Raw genomic sequence first — 15,674 nt, 5'->3', positions numbered from 1 at the left:
CGGTTTGCTGGGCGCCTGCACAGACCCAATTCGGCACTCGATGGGCACGGATTCGCCAACCGGAGACCGGGGCCGCGCAGCAAAGCCGATTGCCAACGGAAGTATCAGGACAGCATTGTCGAGATCGCCGCTGCCAGTTCCGGGGACGCCGACGTGGCGAGGTTCTGGTAACTGCCGCCGGTGATCTCGGCGACGGCCTCCCAGGTGGCCCGATCGGAGTCGTCACCGAAGTCGATGACGTTCACCGCCACCGGGCGGTCGGCGTTGAAGGCGCCCCGCACGTAATCCTGCAGGCCGGACGCGCTCAGCGATCGGTCGGTGTGCGGTCCGGTGGTGATCACCAGAATCGAGTTTTTCTGCCCTTCGCGGAACTTGGCCGACGCGTCGGTGTAGGCCAGACGCAGCGTCGTGAACGACACCGCACCGCCCCCCGAGGGTGACTGCGCGTTCAGCGCCGCGGTCAGCGCGTCCGAGCGCGGCGCTCCGTTGAGCGGCTCGGACAGAGGTCCGACGCTGACCACCGAGCGTCCCTGCACACCGTCGAACGTCCACAGGCCGACCCCGGAGTCCGGGGGAAGCGCCTGGACGCGCGCCGTGAGGGCGTCGGCGACATTGGCGAGCCGGGTGGCGCCGCCCTCGTCGGCGGACATCGACTGGTCCAGCATGATCGTGACGGTGGGGCTCTGCGCCGGCGTGGTCAGCGTGTCGGCGATGGTGGTCCGCAGCGCGTTGTCTCCGACGCTCAGTGGCGCGGACAGCGGTGCGAAGTCGACGGCGTCGCTGGCCGGCGGCGCCACGCCTTCGACGCGGAACCCGGCCTTGGCGAGCTCGCCGAGCTGTTCTGGTTTGCGCATGAAGCGCGCGAACTCGCTGGCCGCGGTCACCTGCTCCTGGGTCAGCCAGTCTCCGGACAGCAACACGGTGGGGAAGTCCGCCATCGCGGTGGGCCCCGGCGGCAGCCACGACGCCAGCGAGCCCTGCGCGTCGGGGGTGGACGAGCGCTGGAACACCCGTTGCTCGGTGGTGGCGACCGCGTGGACAGGAGCACGCGCCGGATCGTCGGCGCCGGCGAGTGCGTCGAGGGCGGTACCGGCGTCGGTGTCGGGTAGCTCAGGCGCGCCGGCCATCAGCGTGTTCACCGCGCCCAGGCCTGCGGTGGCGGGTTGTCCGGCCGGCGCTGCCGCGTCGGCGACCGCCTCGGCGGCCAGGAATGAGGCGTCGCTGTCGTCGCCGAGCGGCAGGGCAAGGCGCAGCCCACCCCACCCTGGCAACCCGAGCGTGTCGAGTGAGCGGGGATCGGTCTGCAGCCTGGGCAAGGTGCCCCAATTCTGCTCGCCCAGAGCCTCTTTGAGCTCAGGTGCCACGGCGAGCACCACGGGTGAGGTGGCCAGCGAGCGGCTGTCGCTGACGATCTGAGCGCCGGATGCGGATTCCAGCCGCGCCTCCGACATCGAACTCGCCGGGATCCACAGGGCCGGGCGGGCACCGAGGTCGGCAGGCCACTGCTCGCGGAATCCGTTGAGCACCTGGTCGGAGTCGGCCGGCTTGACACCGACGTTGACACAGCGGTCGCCGACGGGTGCCGCGGTGTCGTTGTACCGCTCGGCGAGCGCCGCGATGGAGTCCGTGATGGCGGGGTCGGCGAGCACCGCGACGTCGAGCTGGCCGTCCACGCACCGGGCGGCGGCGACGTCGGACCGGCTGGACAGCGAGTCGCCGATGAAGCGCCACAGGATGACGACGGCGACCACCGCGACGACGGCGACGAGCGCGACGATGACACCTACGCTGACACCGCGCCGGCCGGCGGTCACGGCACGGTGGGTGCCTGTCCACTCGCCGTCTTCCCAGCCGCCGCTGTGCTGCGGACCGGACTTCGGCGGCTCGCCGGAATCGCCGGCAGGACCGTAGAACTGGTCTTCGACGTCAGGGTGATCACCCGAGTCCGCGGAGAAGCCGATGCGTTCGGTCTGCGGCTCCTCGGGCTGCTTACCACCCGACTCCTGCGGATCGGGGAGGCTGTGTCTGCCCATGCCGTTCTAAGCCTCGCTCGATTGACCGGTCTGTGGTGCCCTGTACGCGTCAGCCAACGGTACTAGCTGCCTTGAACTCCCGGCGCCGCCGGTGCAGGATCGGCTCGGTGTAACCGTTGGGCTGCGAAGTGCCCGACAGGATCAGCTCCTGAGCCGCCTGGAAGGCGATGCTGCCGTCCGGGTCGGGGGCCATCGGCCGGAAGTCGGGGTCGCTGGCGTTCTGCTCGTCGACGATCGCGGCCATGCGGCGCAGGCTGGCCTTGACGTCCTCTTCGGTGATCACACCGTGATGCAGCCAGTTGGCCAGCAGCTGGCTGGAGATGCGCAGTGTCGCGCGGTCCTCCATGAGGGCGACGTCGTGGATGTCGGGCACCTTCGAGCAGCCGACGCCGGCGTCGATCCAGCGCACCACGTAGCCGAGGATCGACTGACAGTTGTTGTCGACCTCTTCGCGGATCTCTTCCGGCGCCCAGGCCAGCTCCTTGGCCAGCGGGATCGTCAGCAGCTGTTCCACGGTGCCGCGGCGCTCACCGGTCAGCTCCTTCTGCACCGCGAACACGTCGACCTGGTGGTAGTGCATCGCGTGCAGGGTGGCGGCGGTCGGCGAGGGCACCCACGCCGTGGTGGCGCCGGCCTTGGGTTGTCCGATCTTCTGTTCGACCATGTCGGCCATCAGGTCGGTCATGGCCCACATGCCCTTGCCGATCTGCGCCCGGCCGGACAGCCCGGTCTCCAGGCCGATGTCGACGTTCTGGTTCTCGTAGGCCTGGATCCAGTCGGTCGACTTCATCGCGCCCTTGCGGATCATCGGGCCCGCGTCCATCGAGGTGTGGATCTCGTCGCCGGTGCGGTCCAGGAACCCGGTGTTGATGAAGACGACGCGGTCGGCGGCGGCCTTGATGCATGCCTTGAGGTTCAGCGTGGTGCGCCGCTCCTCGTCCATGATGCCGACCTTGAGGGTGGTCTGCGGCAGACCGAGGACGTCCTCGACGCGGCTGAACAGCTCGCAGGTGAACGCGACCTCGTCGGGTCCGTGCATCTTGGGTTTCACGATGTAGATCGACCCGGTGCGGCTGTTGACGTGTGGACCGTTCTTGGTGTCGTCGGCGCCGTCGGATTTCAGGCCGTGGATGCCGATCAAGCCGGTGAACAGTGCGTCCTGGATGCCCTCGGGCACTTCGGCGCCGTCGGCCCCGTCGTCGTCGAAGACGATCGCGTCGTTGGTCATCAGGTGCCCGACGTTGCGCACGAACATCAGGCTGCGACCCGGCAGCGTCAGCTCGGACTCGCCGCCGGGGGCGGTGAACGTGCGGTCGTCGCTGAGGACGCGGGTGAACGTCTTGTCACCCTTGCTGACCTCTTCGGCCAGGTCGCCGCGGTTCAGCCCGAGCCAGTTCCGGTAGCCCAGCACCTTGTCGTCGGCATCGACCGCGGCCACGGAATCCTCGAAATCCATGATCGTGGTGATCGCTGATTCCAGGACGACGTCTTTGATGCCGGCCTTGTCGGTGGAGCCGATGGGCGAGTCGGCGTCGACCAGGATCTCGATGTGCAGCCCGTTGTTCTGCAGCAGCACGGCGGTCGGCGCGGCCGGCTCACCCAGGTAGCCGACGAACTTCTCGGGATCGGCGAGAGCGGGTGACAGCACACCGTCGTCGATCGTCAACTGTTCGATGTCGGCCCAGGAGCCTTCGGCCAGCGGCACCGCGCCGTCGAGGAACTTTCGGGCGTAGGCGATCACCTTGTCGCCGCGGACGGGGTTGTAGCCGCTTCCGGCTTCGGCACCGCCCTCGTCGGAGATGACGTCGGTGCCGTAGAGCGCGTCGTACAGCGATCCCCAGCGCGCGTTGGCGGCGTTGAGCGCGAACCGCGCATTGAGGATCGGCACCACGAGCTGCGGGCCCGCGGTGGTGGTGATCTCGTCGTCGACGCCCGAGGTGGTGATCGTGAAGTCGGCGGGCTCTGCTTCCAGGTAGCCGATGTCGGTGAGGAACTGCCGGTAATCCGCGGGCTCGAAGCCGCCGATCACCCGCGCGCGGTGCCATTTGTCGATCTGCGCCTGCAGGTCGTCGCGGCGGGCGAGCAGATCCTGATTCTTGGGGGTCAGGTCGGCGACGATCTTGTCCACGCCGGACCAGAACGTGTCGGGGTCGATATCGGTGCCCGGCAGCGCCTCGTTGTTGACGAACTCGTACAACACGGGGGCGACGCGCAGGTTACCCACCGTCACGCGATCGGCCATGATTCCTCCCTTGCCGGCACGCGCACCCGCGTGTGCCCTTGCACTGTCTTGCACCTCAAGTGTCCAGCTTACCCACCGGTAACAGGGCTATTCTCCGGCGGCGGTGTCCAGCAGAGCCGCGCAGCGCTCCAGCAGCCCGGCCCGTAGCGGGGCCGCGCGCTCACTGATCGCCTCCTGGGCTCGGGCGTATTCGCGCCTCCCGCCGGGGGTTTCGACCGCGATGGGCGAGAACCCCAGTCCGCGTAAATCGTAGGGACTGGCCCGCATGTCGAGCTCTCGGGCCTCGGTCGCGAGCTCCAGGCAATCCAGCACCAGACCCGACTCGATCAGCGGTCCCAGCTTGACCGCCCACTTGTAGAGGTCCATTCCCGCGTGCACGCAGCCCGGCTGCTCTGCGGCGACCTGGGTTTGCCGGGTCAGGGGGTGCGCGTTGCGCGGCGCGGCCGCATCGGTGAAGAACCGATAGGCGTCGAAGTGGCTGCAGCGCAACGGCATCGACTCGACGACAGCATCGGTGCCGGCGGGGTCGAGTCGTAGTGGCACCTGCGCGTGACGCACCGACGGCGCCCGGTACACCATCGCCCATTCGTGCAGGCCGAAACAGTTGAACCGCGCGGGACGCGACGCGGTGGCGCGCAACAGGTCCGCGATGAACGTCACAGTGCCCAGGCGCGCGTGCAGATGTTCACGGCTGACGGTGACACCGTCGGCCTCGCGGACGTAGCCGGCGCGGTCGAGGTAGGCCTCGGAGGCGGCACCGTCGAGCACCACGCCGTAGCCGGGGTGCCAGACGCGCAGCTGGCGCGGTCGCACGCTGTAGTAGGTGAAGAGGAAGTCGTAGACGGGGTGCGCCACCCCCGCCTGTCGACGGGCGAGGTGCGGGGCGAGCAGGTGGTCCGCGCGGGTGCGGTGGGCTTCGGCGCGGGAGCGCCAATCGGGCACGGCGCGAGAGCGCCAATCGGGCACGGCGGGGGAGCGCCGATCAGACACGATGCGTGCCGTCGCGGACCGTTCCCACGAGGTCCTCGACCAGATCTTCGAGCGCCACCACCGCCGAGACGGCGCCGTCGGACGCGGTGACCAGCGCGAGGTGGCTGTTGCGGCTGCGCAGCCGGGTCAGCGCGTCGGGCAGCGGCAGCGAGGCCGGCACCCGGGGCAGCGGCCGGATCATCGACGAATCGCAGACTGCGTCCTCGTCGGTGGTGTCGCCGACCAGCGGCAGCACGTCTTTGATGTGCAGGTAGCCGATGAACGTGCCGTTCAGGTCGGCGACCGGGAACCGCGAGTAGCCGGTCTCGCGCAGTGCGTCCTCGATCGCGGCCACCGTCGGGCCCGCGCCTTCCCTGGCGACCGGCACGGCGCGGATCTGATGCAACGGGATGGCCACGTCGTCGACGGACCGGGTCCGGATCTGCAGCGCCCGTGTCAGCCTGCTGTGCTCTTCGGGATCGAGGAGGCCTTCGGACAACGACTCGGCGATCATCTCGGAGAGCTCCACCGTGGACACGGTGATGTCGAGTTCGTCCCTGGGTTCGACACCGAAGCTGCGCAGCGTGGCGTTGGCGCACCAGTTGTAGAACGCGATGAACGGGCGTGCTGCCCGCATGTAGACCAGGTACACCGGGATCAGCAGCATCGCCGTCGACTCGGGGCCGGCGATCGCGATGTTCTTCGGCACCATCTCGCCGAGCAGCACGTGCAGCGTCACCACGATCGACAGCGCCACCAGGAATGACACGGTGTGCAGCAGCGCGTCGGGGATACCGAGCAGGCCGAACGGCTTTTCCAGCAGGTGGGCCACGGCGGGCTCGGCGACGCGGCCCAGCAGGATCGAGCACACGGTGATGCCCAGCTGGGCGCCCGCGAGCATCAGCGAGAGCCTCTCGCCGGCCCTGATGACGGTCACAGCGCTCTTCTTGCCCTGTTCGGCGAGCGCTTCCAGCCGGTCCCGGCGCGCGGAGATGAGCGCGAACTCCGACGCGACGAAGAAGGCGTTGGCGCCCAGCAGCACGAACGTCAGCAGCACCCCGAAGATGTCACCCATCGCGGGCCTCCTGCCCGTCGAGGTCGTCGGGTTCGTCGCCGCGGTCGGCCTTGCGGCCCAGCTCGGTCAGCTCGAGTTGATCGATCCGGCGGCCGTCCATCTTCACCACGGTCGCGCGCCAGAGCACCGGGTCCTCCACCGGTCCGTCGGGGTCGAAGGCGGTCAGTTCGACCGATTCGCCCTCCTCGGGGATGTGGCCGAGTTTCTCCAGCACCAGTCCGCCGATGGTTTCGTAATCTCCTTCGGGTGCCCGGAACGCGGTCCCTTCGGCGACCTCGTCGATGCGCAGCAGGCCCGACACCTGCCAGCCACCGCGGTTGTCGGACACGACATCGGGCGGCTCCGAATCGTGCTCGTCACGGACGTCGCCGACGATCTCCTCGATCAGGTCCTCCACGGTGACCATGCCTGCGGTGCCGCCGTACTCGTCGACGACGAGCGCGGTCTGCAGGCCGTTGGCCCGTACTTCGGCCATCACGGCATCGCCGTCGAGAGTGGACGGCACCTTGGTGACGGTCAGCGCCAGATCGGACAGCCTGGTGGTCGCGCGCGCCGCGGCGGGAACTTCGAAGACCTGCTTGACGTGCACGACGCCGATGGTCTCGTCGAGGTCGCCGCGGATGACCGGGAAGCGCGAGTGCCCGGTCCGGACGGCTGCCTCGCTGAGGTCGAGCACGGTGTCGTCGGCCTCCAGGGTGTCGATCTTGGAGCGCGGTGTCATGAGTTCCTCGGCGGTACGGACGCCGAACTGCAGCGAGCGGTCCACGAGAACGGCCGTGACGGGGTCCAGTGATCCGCTGCGCGCCGAGGTGCGCACCAGTGACACCAACTCCTGAGGTGACCGCGCGGACCGCAGCTCTTCGGCGGGTTCGATACCGAGGCGGCGCAGTATCCAGTTCGCGGTGCCGTTGGTGAGCCGGATGAGTGGGGTGAACAGGAACGAGAACATCAGCTGCGGGCCCGCCGACCAGCGCGCCGTGGGCACGGCGCGGGCGACCGCGAGGTTCTTGGGTACCAGCTCGCCGAACACCATGGAGACCGAGGTCGCGATCAGGATCGCCAGCGCCAGAGCGAGCGGGCTGGCCCAGCTATTCGGCAGGCCGGCGGCGACCAGGCCGGGCTCGATGAGCCGTGCGACCACGGGCTCGGCGAGGAAACCGGTGGCCAGCGTGGTGATCGAGATGCCGACCTGGGCCCCGGACAGCTGGGTGGACAGCGTGCGATGTGCGCGCTGCACCATGAGATCGCGCCGGTGACCGGAGTGGGCGTTGGCCTCGACCGTGCTGCGTTCCAGCGCGGTCAGGGAGAACTCCGCGGCAACGAACACCGCGGTGCCCGCGGTGAGCAGTGCGAACGCCAGCAGCGCGAGCAACGACATCGTGAGGCTCACCGAATCGCTCCACGTGACTGTTCGTTCGCGACGTGGGATAAGCCGGGTCGAAGGCCCGGCCACCTAGGGGACGGTTCGGCCTCGCAGGGCTCGTGATCAGCCCGCTCGGCGTGTGTGGCCGGCTCGGATGGATCGCCATCCAGTGCCTGCGGCACCTGGTCCCTCTCGTCTACGTGGAAGCCGCGCCGTGGTTCATTGCGCGAAATCGGCTGATTGTCAACACATGTTAGCGGAGCCGCGGCGGCACGCAGCACGTCCACCCGCGTCGGCTTCTCCTCGGTCACAGTGACTTCACAGGATGATAGGTTGGCCTTACCTCAGTCGCGTGCGGCCAACGCCGGTCGTCTCAATGAAAGGTGAGGTCAACTACCCAATGTCGATATCCCGTTCCGGGCCGGTGGCCCGCGTCGCCGCCACGCTGTCCGCAGCCGTACTGGCGCTCTCGCTCAGCGCATGCGGATCCGGATCCGATTCCTCCGAGTCGGGCGGCACCGCTGCGGAAGGGTCCACCGATCGCGTGGTCGTGTACTCGGGACGCTCGGAAGATCTGGTCGCCCCGCTGCTCGAGAAGTTCACCGCAGACACCGGGATCGAGGTCGAGGCCCGCTACGCCGGATCCGGCGAGCTCGCCGCCCAGTTGATCACCGAGGGTGACAGCTCACCTGCCGACGTGTTCCTGTCCCAGGATGCCGGCGCGCTCGGTGCGGTCGCCAAGGCCGGTCTGTTCGCACCGATCAACCCCGAGACGCTGGCCGCGGTCCCCGCCGCGTACTCCGCGGCAGACGGCAGCTGGCTCGGCGTGTCCGGCCGGGCTCGCGTCCTGGTCTACAACCCCGAGCTGGCGCCGAACGTCCCTGACACCATCGACGGACTCCTGGCGCCGGAGTGGCGCGGCAAGATCGGTTATGCCCCCAGCAACGCGTCCTGGCAGTCGTTCGTGACCGGTCTGCGCGTGACGCGCGGCGACGACGCGGCACGGCAGTGGCTGGAGGCGTTCGCCGCGCAGGAGCCACGCCCGTACGAAGGCAACGGCCCGATGCGCGATGCCGTCAACAACGGCGAGCTGCCGGTGGCCCTGACCAACCACTACTACCTGTACGAGCTGATCAACAGCACGTCCGCCGACCAGGTCGTGGCCCGCAACCAGTTCATGGCGCCGGGTGACCCGGGCGGCCTGGTCAACGTCGCCGGCATCGGCGTGCTGAAGACCGCGGCCCACCCCGAGCAGGCCCAGGAACTGGCCGCTTATCTGGTGAGCACCGCCGGTCAGCAGTACTTCGCCGAGGAGACCACGGAGTACCCGCTCGTCGCGGGGATCGCCCCCAACGGCGACATGCCGCCGCTGGCCGAGTTGCAGCCCCCCGCGGTCGACCTCTCGCAGCTCGACGACCTGGAGGCCACCCAGGAGATGCTCGTCGAGACCGGGTTGCTGACCAACTGATCACCTAGATGCCGCGTTTCTCCTGGCGGTCGCGCGCACCGGTTCCCCTGGTGCTCGCGGCCGCCGTGGTGGTAGCCGCGACCCTGCTGCCGCTGCTGTATCTGGCCCAGCGCGCCAACGAGCGTGGGGTGGGTTTCATCGCCCACGAACTGGTTCAACCCAGAACCGCGGCGCTGATCGGCCGATCGATGATGCTCGTCGGTGTGGTGACCGCGGCGTGTGTCATCCTCGGCGTCGGCTTCGCGGTGTTGATCAATCGCACCGACATGCCCTGCCGACGGGCGCTGACGGTGGCGCTGACCCTGCCGCTGGCGATGCCGAGTTATCTGCTCGGGTATCTGTGGGTGTCGGTGGCGCCCGGTGTCACCGGCTTCTGGGGGGCGTGCCTGATACTGACGCTGGTGAGCTATCCGCTGGTCATGATGACGACGATGGCTGCTCTGTCCCGGGTGGACCCGGCGCAGGAGGAGGTCGCACGGTCGTTGGGCCTCAGCGGTTTCGCGGTGTTGGGCCGCGTGACGCTACGTCAGACGCGGGCCGCGATCGCGGCCGGCGCACTGTTGGTCGCGTTGTACGTGCTCAGCGATTTCGGCGCCGTGGCCGTCATGCGCTACGAGGCGTTCACGTGGGTGATCTTCGGCGCCTACCGATCCGGTTTCAACCCTGCCCGTGCGGCGGTGCTGTCCCTGGTGCTGCTGGTGTTCGCGGTCGCCCTGGTGCTGGCCGAGCATCGCACCAGGGGGCGCAGCGCCGCATCGCGGATCGGGTCGGGAACGCCGCGGCCCGCGCCCGTCGACCGCCTGGGCCGTTGGCGTGCCGTCGCGCTCGTGCCCGCGCTCGCGGTGCTGGCCGCGGCCCTGGTGGTCCCGTTCGCCGAACTCGCCGACTGGCTGGTCGCCGGCGGCGTGCGATGGGATCGCGAGCAGTGGACTTCCGCGCTGTCGGCGACGGTCTGGCTGTCGCTGGCCGCGGCCGTGGTCTGCACGCTCGCGGCGCTGCCCCTCGGCGTGCTCGCCGCGCGCTACCGCAGTCGCGCCACCCGAATGCTCGAAGGAGCCAGCTATCTTTCACACGGCCTGCCGTCGATCGTGGTGGCCATCTCCATGGTGTCGGTCGGGGTGCTGTTGCTGCGGCCCTTCTACCAGCGGGAGCCGCTGCTGATCCTGGCCTACGCCGTGCTGTTCATTCCGCTTGCGGTCGGTTCGGTGCGCTCCGCGGTGGAGGCGGCGCCCGTCCGGCTCGAGGAGGTCGCCCGCTCGCTCGGTCGCGGACCGTTGCGCGCGTTCCTCACCGTCACCGCGCGCAACGCCACCCCGGCCATCGCGGCCGGAGCTGCGCTGGTGCTGTTGACCTGCATGAAGGAACTGCCGGTGACCCTGCTGCTGCACCCAACCGGTACCGATACCCTGGCCACTCGGCTGTGGAAGAGCAGCTTTGTCAGCGACTACGCCGCCGCCGCTCCGTATGCGGCCGCGCTGGTGGTCTTCGCCGCGATCCCCACGGCCGTTCTCGGCTTGTGGAGCGCCAACTTCCGCGAGGAGGTGCGCAGTGACTGACCAGCCCGCCGATGTCGTCGTCGCCGGGGTCGTCAAGTCGTTCGGCGACCGTGCGGTGCTGTCCGGCGTCGACCTCGAGATACCGGCAGGCTCGATCACCGCGGTTCTCGGCCCCTCGGGCTGCGGCAAGACCACGCTGTTGCGCATCCTGGCCGGCTTCGAAGACCCCGACTCCGGGGTGGTCAGCATCGGCGGGGACGCGATGGCCGGTGCGGGTGCGACGGTGCCTGTGCACCGCCGGCGGGTCGGCCTCATGCCGCAGGAGGGCGCGCTGTTCCCGCATCTGAGCGTGGGGGAGAACATCGCGTTCGGTCTGGACCGGGCCACCCGCAGGCAGGCCGGCGGCCAGGTCGCGCACTGGCTGTCGGTGGTCGGTCTGGATGGCCTCGCCGACGCCCGCCCACACCAGATCTCAGGTGGTCAGCAGCAGCGGGTCGCGCTGGCACGGGCGCTCGCCGCCCGCCCGCGGGTGCTTCTGCTCGACGAACCGTTCGCCGCACTGGACGCCGGTCTGCGGGTCCGGGTGCGGGAGGACATCGCCACGATCCTGCGGGCCACCGGCACCACAGCACTGCTGGTCACCCACGACCAGTCCGAAGCGCTGTCGCTCGCCGACTCGGTGGCCCTGCTGACAGACGGGGTGGTCGCCCAGCACGGCACGCCCACCGAACTCTACGAGCGCCCCACCACGCTGGCGAACGCCCGATTCATCGGCAGCACAGTAGAAGTCGCGGGCAGCGTGACCGCAGGCACCGTGCACACCGCGCTCGGGCCGCTGCGGGCGCGGCAGGAGATGCCCGACGGGTCCGCGGTGGTGGTGCTACGGCCCGAGCAGGTCCGGATCACCGCGAACGGCTCTGGGGCCGCCGCCCGGGTGACCTCGTGCCGGTTCTACGGGGCGGACACCGTCATCCACGTCGAGCTCGCCGACGGCGCCGCGCTGCATCTGCGGAGTCCGGGTCCGGCGCGGCTGGATGCCGGCGCCACCGTCAGCGTCGAGGTCGCGGGCGACGTGCTCGCGTATCCGTCACCAACCGGTGGGCAGCGGGTGTCCCTCGGCGAATCCGGCGGCTGACTGCACACCGAGCACCACCTTCTCGTGGAGCTCCGGCAGGGTGACCGCGCCGACGTAGGTACAGGTGCTGCGAACCCCCGAGGTGATGTGGTCGATCAGATCCTCCACCCCACCGCGCGCGGGGTCGAGGCCCATCCTCGAGGTCGAGATGCCCTCTTCGAAGAGCCCCTTGCGGGCACGGTCGAATGAGCTGTCGGCCGCGGTGCGGGCGGCGACGGCGCGTTTGGAGGCCATGCCGTAGCTCTCCTTGTACGGTTGGCCGTCCCGGTCGCGCATGAGATCGCCCGGAGACTCGTAGGTGCCCGCGAACCAGGACCCGATCATCACGTTCGACGCTCCCGCGGCCAGTGCCAGCGCGACGTCGCGGGGGTGGCGGACACCGCCGTCCGCCCACACGTGACCGCCGAGTTCTTTTGCCGCCGCTGCACATTCGACCACCGCGGAGAACTGCGGACGTCCGACTCCGGTCATCATCCTGGTGGTGCACATGGCCCCGGGGCCGACGCCGACCTTGACGATGGACGCGCCGGCGTTGATCAGGTCGCGGGTACCGCCCGCCGACACCACATTGCCGGCAGCCAGCGGCAGGCCCAGATCCATCGACGCCACCGCCGCGATCGCGTCGAGCATCTTGTGCTGGTGGCCGTGGGCGGTGTCGATGACCAGCAGGTCGACGCCGGCCTCGGCAAGTTCGCGGGCCTTGGCTCCGACGTCGCCGTTGATGCCGACGGCCGCGGCGATCCGCAGCCTCCCCGCGGCGTCGACGGCGGGGGTGTAGATGCCCGCGCGGACGGCTCCGGTGCGGGTGAGTACGCCTGCCAGCGACCCGTCGGCCTCGGTGAGGACGGCGATGTCGACGGGCGCATGCTCGAGCAGGTCATACACCTTGCGGGGATCGGTTCCCACCGGTGCGGAGACGAAGTCCGAGACGGCGACGTCGCGCACCCGGGTGAAGCGGTCGACGCCATGGCACGCCGCGTCGGTGACCAGGCCGATCGGACGATTCTCGAACAGGACGACGGCGGCACCGTGCGCCCGCTTGTGGATCAGCGCGGCCGCATCGGACACCGAGTCGTCCGGCGACAGGGTCACCGGGGTGTCGACCACCAGGTCACGGCTTTTGACGAAGTCCACGGTGTGCGTGACGGCCGATGGCGGAAGGTCTTGCGGCAGAACCACGATGCCGCCACGGCGGGCCACCGTCTCGGCCATCCGGCGGCCGGCGACGGCGGTCATGTTGGCGACCACCACGGGGATCGTCGTGCCCGACCCGTCGATCGTCGACAGGTCCACGTCGAAGCGCGACGGGACGTCGGACGGTCCAGGGACGATGAAGACGTCGTTGTAGGTGAGGTCGTACGGCGGCCGGTGACCTTCGAGGAACTTCACGGGCGGGCCTAGACCTCGACCTCGCTGCGGTCACCGCTCCACAGTGTGTGGAACCGCTTCGCGGGGTCGGTGTCGATGCGGCCGTAGGTGTGGGCACCGAAGAAGTCCCGCAGACCCTGGGTGAGGGCGGCGGGCAGGCGCTCGGTGCGCAGCCCGTCGTAGTAGGACAGCGCGGACGAGAAGCCGGGGATCGGGATGCCCAGCTCGGTGGCCGTGACCACCACCCGGCGCCAGCTGTCGATGGCGTTTTCGATCGCGTCGCGGAAGTACGGATCGACGATCAGCGTCGGCAGGTCGGGCTGGTTGTCGAAGGCGTCCTTGATCCGGTTGAGGAACTTGGCGCGGATGATGCAGCCGCCGCGCCAGATGGTCGCCATGTCGCCGGGTGTGATGCCCCAGTCGTACTCATTGGAGCCGGCCTGGATCTGATTGAAGCCCTGGGCGTAGGCGATGATCTTCGACGCGTACAGCGCCTTGCTGACGTCGTCGATGAATTGCTTGGCGTCGCTGGGCTTTTCGCCCAGCTCGCCGGATGCCAGTCCGGTGGTGGCCTTGCGCTGGGCGACGGAGCCCGACAGGGCGCGGGCGAAGACGGCCTCCGCGATGCCGGTCACCGGGATGCCGAGGTCCAGCGCGGACTTGACCGTCCAGCGGCCCGTGCCCTTCTGCTCGGCCTCGTCGAGGATCAGGTCGACCAGCGGCTTGCCGGTCTTGGCGTCGACCTGCTTGAGCACCTCGGCGGTGATCTCGATCAGGAAGCTGTCCAGGTCGCCGGTGTTCCACTCGGCGAACACGTCGGCGATCTCGGGGGCCGAGAGACCTATGCCGTCGCGCAGCAGCTGGTAGGCCTCGCCGATGAGCTGCATGTCGGAGTACTCGATGCCGTTGTGCACCATCTTGACGAAGTGGCCTGCGCCGTCAGGCCCGATGTGGGTGCAGCACGGCACGCCGTCGACGTGGGCGGAGATCTCCTCCAGCAGCGGGCCGAGGCTCTCGTACGACTCGGCGGGACCGCCGGGCATGATCGACGGCCCCTTGAGGGCGCCCTCCTCGCCGCCGGAGATGCCGGCACCGACGAAGTGCAGGCCCCGCTCGCGGATCGCCTTCTCCCGACGGATCGTGTCGGTGTAGAGGGCGTTGCCGCCGTCGATGATAATGTCGCCCTCTTCCATGGCGTCGGCGAGCTCGTTGATCACCGCGTCGGTGGGTTCGCCGGCCTTGACCATGATCAGTACGCGGCGCGGCTTCTCCAGTGCGTCCAGGAACTCGGCGATCGTCTCACTGCGGACGAACTTGCCCTCGGATCCGTGTTCGGCGAGCAGCGCGTCGGTCTTGGCGATCGAGCGGTTGTGCAGCGCCACGGTGTAGCCGTGGCTGGCGAAGTTGCGCGCGATGTTCGATCCCATGACCGCGAGGCCGGTGACACCGATCTGGGCGGTCCCCGTGGTGGACGACGAACTCTCAGGCGACGAACTCATAGACGAAACCCTTTCGATCTCCGTGTACGGCACAGCTTGTGACACTGACAACGCCGAGACGGCACCGCGTGCGTCCCCCGTTAGGCGAGGAACAGTCGGTGCAGCTCGTTCAACCAGGGCACCGCCAGCGCGACGGTGGGAAAGACAAGGACGGCTGCTGCCGCGACATAGGCGCAGGCCGCCAGGATTCTGCTGTTGGGCTTACCGCCGAGTCGACGCACCCGCACCACGGCCGTGGGACCACCTGCGGCCAGCGCCCCGCTGGGTGCCCGGCTGGATGCGCACGCCACCAGCGCTCGGGCCAGGGGAGTGGGACCCTCGGCGCGGACGGCGGCGTCGTCGGCGAGCAGCTCGATCAACAAGCGGACGGCCTGCAGCGCGTGCGCGCTGCGGACCAGCCGGGGGAACGCGGCATGCACCGCGGTGAACATCTCCAGCACCAGATCGTGCCGCGCCCGCAGATGGGCTCTCTCGTGCTCCAGGATCGCGCCGACCTCACTGTCGGACAGGGCTTTCAACGCGCCCTCGCTGACCACGACGCGACTGCGTACGCCGGGGAGGCAGTAGGCCAGTGGCTCTGCGACGTCCAGGATGCGCAGTCCGTGCTGCCCCCACGGGCGGGAGCGATGAGCCCCGACGAGATCGACCACCATCCGGTGGTGCGCCCGACGCCGTCGCGTCGCGATCGCGACGCCGACCACCGAGGCCATCAGCCGGGCACCGATCATCAGGGTGAGAACGAACACCACCACGTAGGCCGTCCACAGCGGCCAGCCCAGGGCATCGATCTCGCTGGTGATCGTCGCGGTGGGCCGTCCGTCGGGACCCGGCACGAAAAGGCGGCTGGCGATGGCGATCCCGGCCGAGAACGCCGAGAGGACGGCGGCCAGCGCTATCGACTGCCACAGGACTATGGCGGCTCGGGGCGCGCGTAGCGGCCATCGGGCTCTGGCGAGCATCGCAGGCACCGGCCCCGACAGGAGCAAGGCAACGATGGTGAAGGCCAGCGCGGACACACTGCCAGTG

11 protein-coding genes are annotated in these 15,674 nt (G+C 69.3%); 3 read left to right on the top strand and 8 right to left on the bottom strand.

Annotation, left to right across the window (positions count from 1 at the left end; all coding sequences use genetic code 11):
• Window positions 1-104: 104 nt before the first annotated feature.
• The 5 genes from EL337_RS14895 to EL337_RS14875 all read right to left on the bottom strand — a co-directional run bounded on the left by EL337_RS14895 (window position 105) and on the right by EL337_RS14875 (window position 7,697).
• The gene (locus EL337_RS14895) at window positions 105-2,033 is read right to left on the bottom strand and encodes a substrate-binding domain-containing protein (RefSeq protein WP_048631073.1); all 1,929 of its coding nucleotides are present in this window, start codon (window positions 2,031-2,033) and stop codon (window positions 105-107) included.
• A 49-nt stretch (window positions 2,034-2,082) separates the two neighbouring features.
• Window positions 2,083-4,275 carry a malate synthase G gene (locus EL337_RS14890; protein WP_048631072.1) on the bottom strand — a complete coding sequence of 731 codons (2,193 nt, stop codon included), beginning with the start codon at window positions 4,273-4,275 and terminating at the stop codon, window positions 2,083-2,085.
• An 87-nt stretch (window positions 4,276-4,362) separates the two neighbouring features.
• On the bottom strand, window positions 4,363-5,217 hold the full coding sequence (locus tag EL337_RS14885) for a 3-methyladenine DNA glycosylase (protein WP_232786730.1): 855 nt from the start codon (window positions 5,215-5,217) through the stop codon (window positions 4,363-4,365).
• 40 nt (window positions 5,218-5,257) lie between these two features.
• Window positions 5,258-6,319: a hemolysin family protein gene (locus tag EL337_RS14880; RefSeq protein WP_048631070.1), complete on the bottom strand. Its 1,062-nt coding sequence runs from the start codon at window positions 6,317-6,319 to the stop codon at window positions 5,258-5,260.
• Window positions 6,312-7,697 carry a hemolysin family protein gene (locus tag EL337_RS14875; protein WP_275992602.1) on the bottom strand — a complete coding sequence of 462 codons (1,386 nt, stop codon included), beginning with the start codon at window positions 7,695-7,697 and terminating at the stop codon, window positions 6,312-6,314. Before EL337_RS14875 ends, EL337_RS14880 begins: the two co-directional genes overlap by 8 nt.
• A gap of 385 nt (window positions 7,698-8,082) precedes the next feature.
• On the opposite strand from EL337_RS14875, the gene EL337_RS14870 reads away from it, so the two are divergent.
• Genes EL337_RS14870 through EL337_RS14860 form a run of 3 tightly spaced genes read left to right on the top strand, consistent with a single transcriptional unit; the run spans window position 8,083 to window position 11,781 of the window.
• Window positions 8,083-9,150 (top strand): iron ABC transporter substrate-binding protein, encoded by a 1,068-nt coding sequence (locus EL337_RS14870; RefSeq protein ID WP_048631268.1) that lies wholly within the window; start codon window positions 8,083-8,085, stop codon window positions 9,148-9,150.
• An 8-nt stretch (window positions 9,151-9,158) separates the two neighbouring features.
• A complete protein-coding gene (locus tag EL337_RS14865; RefSeq protein WP_048631068.1) occupies window positions 9,159-10,706 on the top strand; it encodes an ABC transporter permease in 1,548 nt (515 codons plus the stop codon).
• On the top strand, window positions 10,699-11,781 hold the full coding sequence (locus EL337_RS14860) for an ABC transporter ATP-binding protein (protein WP_048631067.1): 1,083 nt from the start codon (window positions 10,699-10,701) through the stop codon (window positions 11,779-11,781). The genes EL337_RS14865 and EL337_RS14860 overlap by 8 nt, the downstream gene beginning before the upstream one ends.
• Here EL337_RS14860 and EL337_RS14855 read toward each other — a convergent pair.
• From EL337_RS14855 to EL337_RS14845, 3 genes are all read right to left on the bottom strand, one after another.
• On the bottom strand, window positions 11,734-13,170 hold the full coding sequence (locus tag EL337_RS14855; protein WP_048631066.1) for a GuaB1 family IMP dehydrogenase-related protein: 1,437 nt from the start codon (window positions 13,168-13,170) through the stop codon (window positions 11,734-11,736). The two genes, EL337_RS14860 and EL337_RS14855, sit on opposite strands and share 48 nt — an antisense overlap.
• Before the next feature lie 8 nt (window positions 13,171-13,178).
• Window positions 13,179-14,648, bottom strand: a complete 1,470-nt coding sequence (gene gndA, locus EL337_RS14850) for an NADP-dependent phosphogluconate dehydrogenase (RefSeq protein WP_048631065.1) — start codon at window positions 14,646-14,648, stop codon at window positions 13,179-13,181.
• 80 nt (window positions 14,649-14,728) lie between these two features.
• Window positions 14,729-15,664, bottom strand: coding sequence for a M56 family metallopeptidase (locus EL337_RS14845; protein WP_048631064.1), 936 nt, complete (start codon window positions 15,662-15,664; stop codon window positions 14,729-14,731).
• Between the last annotated feature and the right edge of the window lie 10 nt (window positions 15,665-15,674).

Origin of the sequence: Mycolicibacterium aurum (genome assembly GCF_900637195.1) — a bacterium.
In the GTDB taxonomy this organism is placed as follows: domain Bacteria; phylum Actinomycetota; class Actinomycetes; order Mycobacteriales; family Mycobacteriaceae; genus Mycobacterium; species Mycobacterium aurum.
This window is presented reverse-complemented; position numbering and strand designations above follow the sequence as displayed.

Coding starts and splice junctions, on each gene's coding strand:
- EL337_RS14895 (WP_048631073.1), bottom strand. CDS start 2,033: ATGGGCAGACACAGCCTCCCCGATCCGCAGGAGTCGGGTGGTAAGCAG.
- EL337_RS14890 (WP_048631072.1), bottom strand. CDS start 4,275: ATGGCCGATCGCGTGACGGTGGGTAACCTGCGCGTCGCCCCCGTGTTG.
- EL337_RS14880 (WP_048631070.1), bottom strand. CDS start 6,319: ATGGGTGACATCTTCGGGGTGCTGCTGACGTTCGTGCTGCTGGGCGCC.
- EL337_RS14875 (WP_275992602.1), bottom strand. CDS start 7,697: ATGTCGTTGCTCGCGCTGCTGGCGTTCGCACTGCTCACCGCGGGCACC.
- EL337_RS14870 (WP_048631268.1), top strand. CDS start 8,083: ATGTCGATATCCCGTTCCGGGCCGGTGGCCCGCGTCGCCGCCACGCTG.
- EL337_RS14865 (WP_048631068.1), top strand. CDS start 9,159: ATGCCGCGTTTCTCCTGGCGGTCGCGCGCACCGGTTCCCCTGGTGCTC.
- gndA (WP_048631065.1), bottom strand. CDS start 14,648: ATGAGTTCGTCGCCTGAGAGTTCGTCGTCCACCACGGGGACCGCCCAG.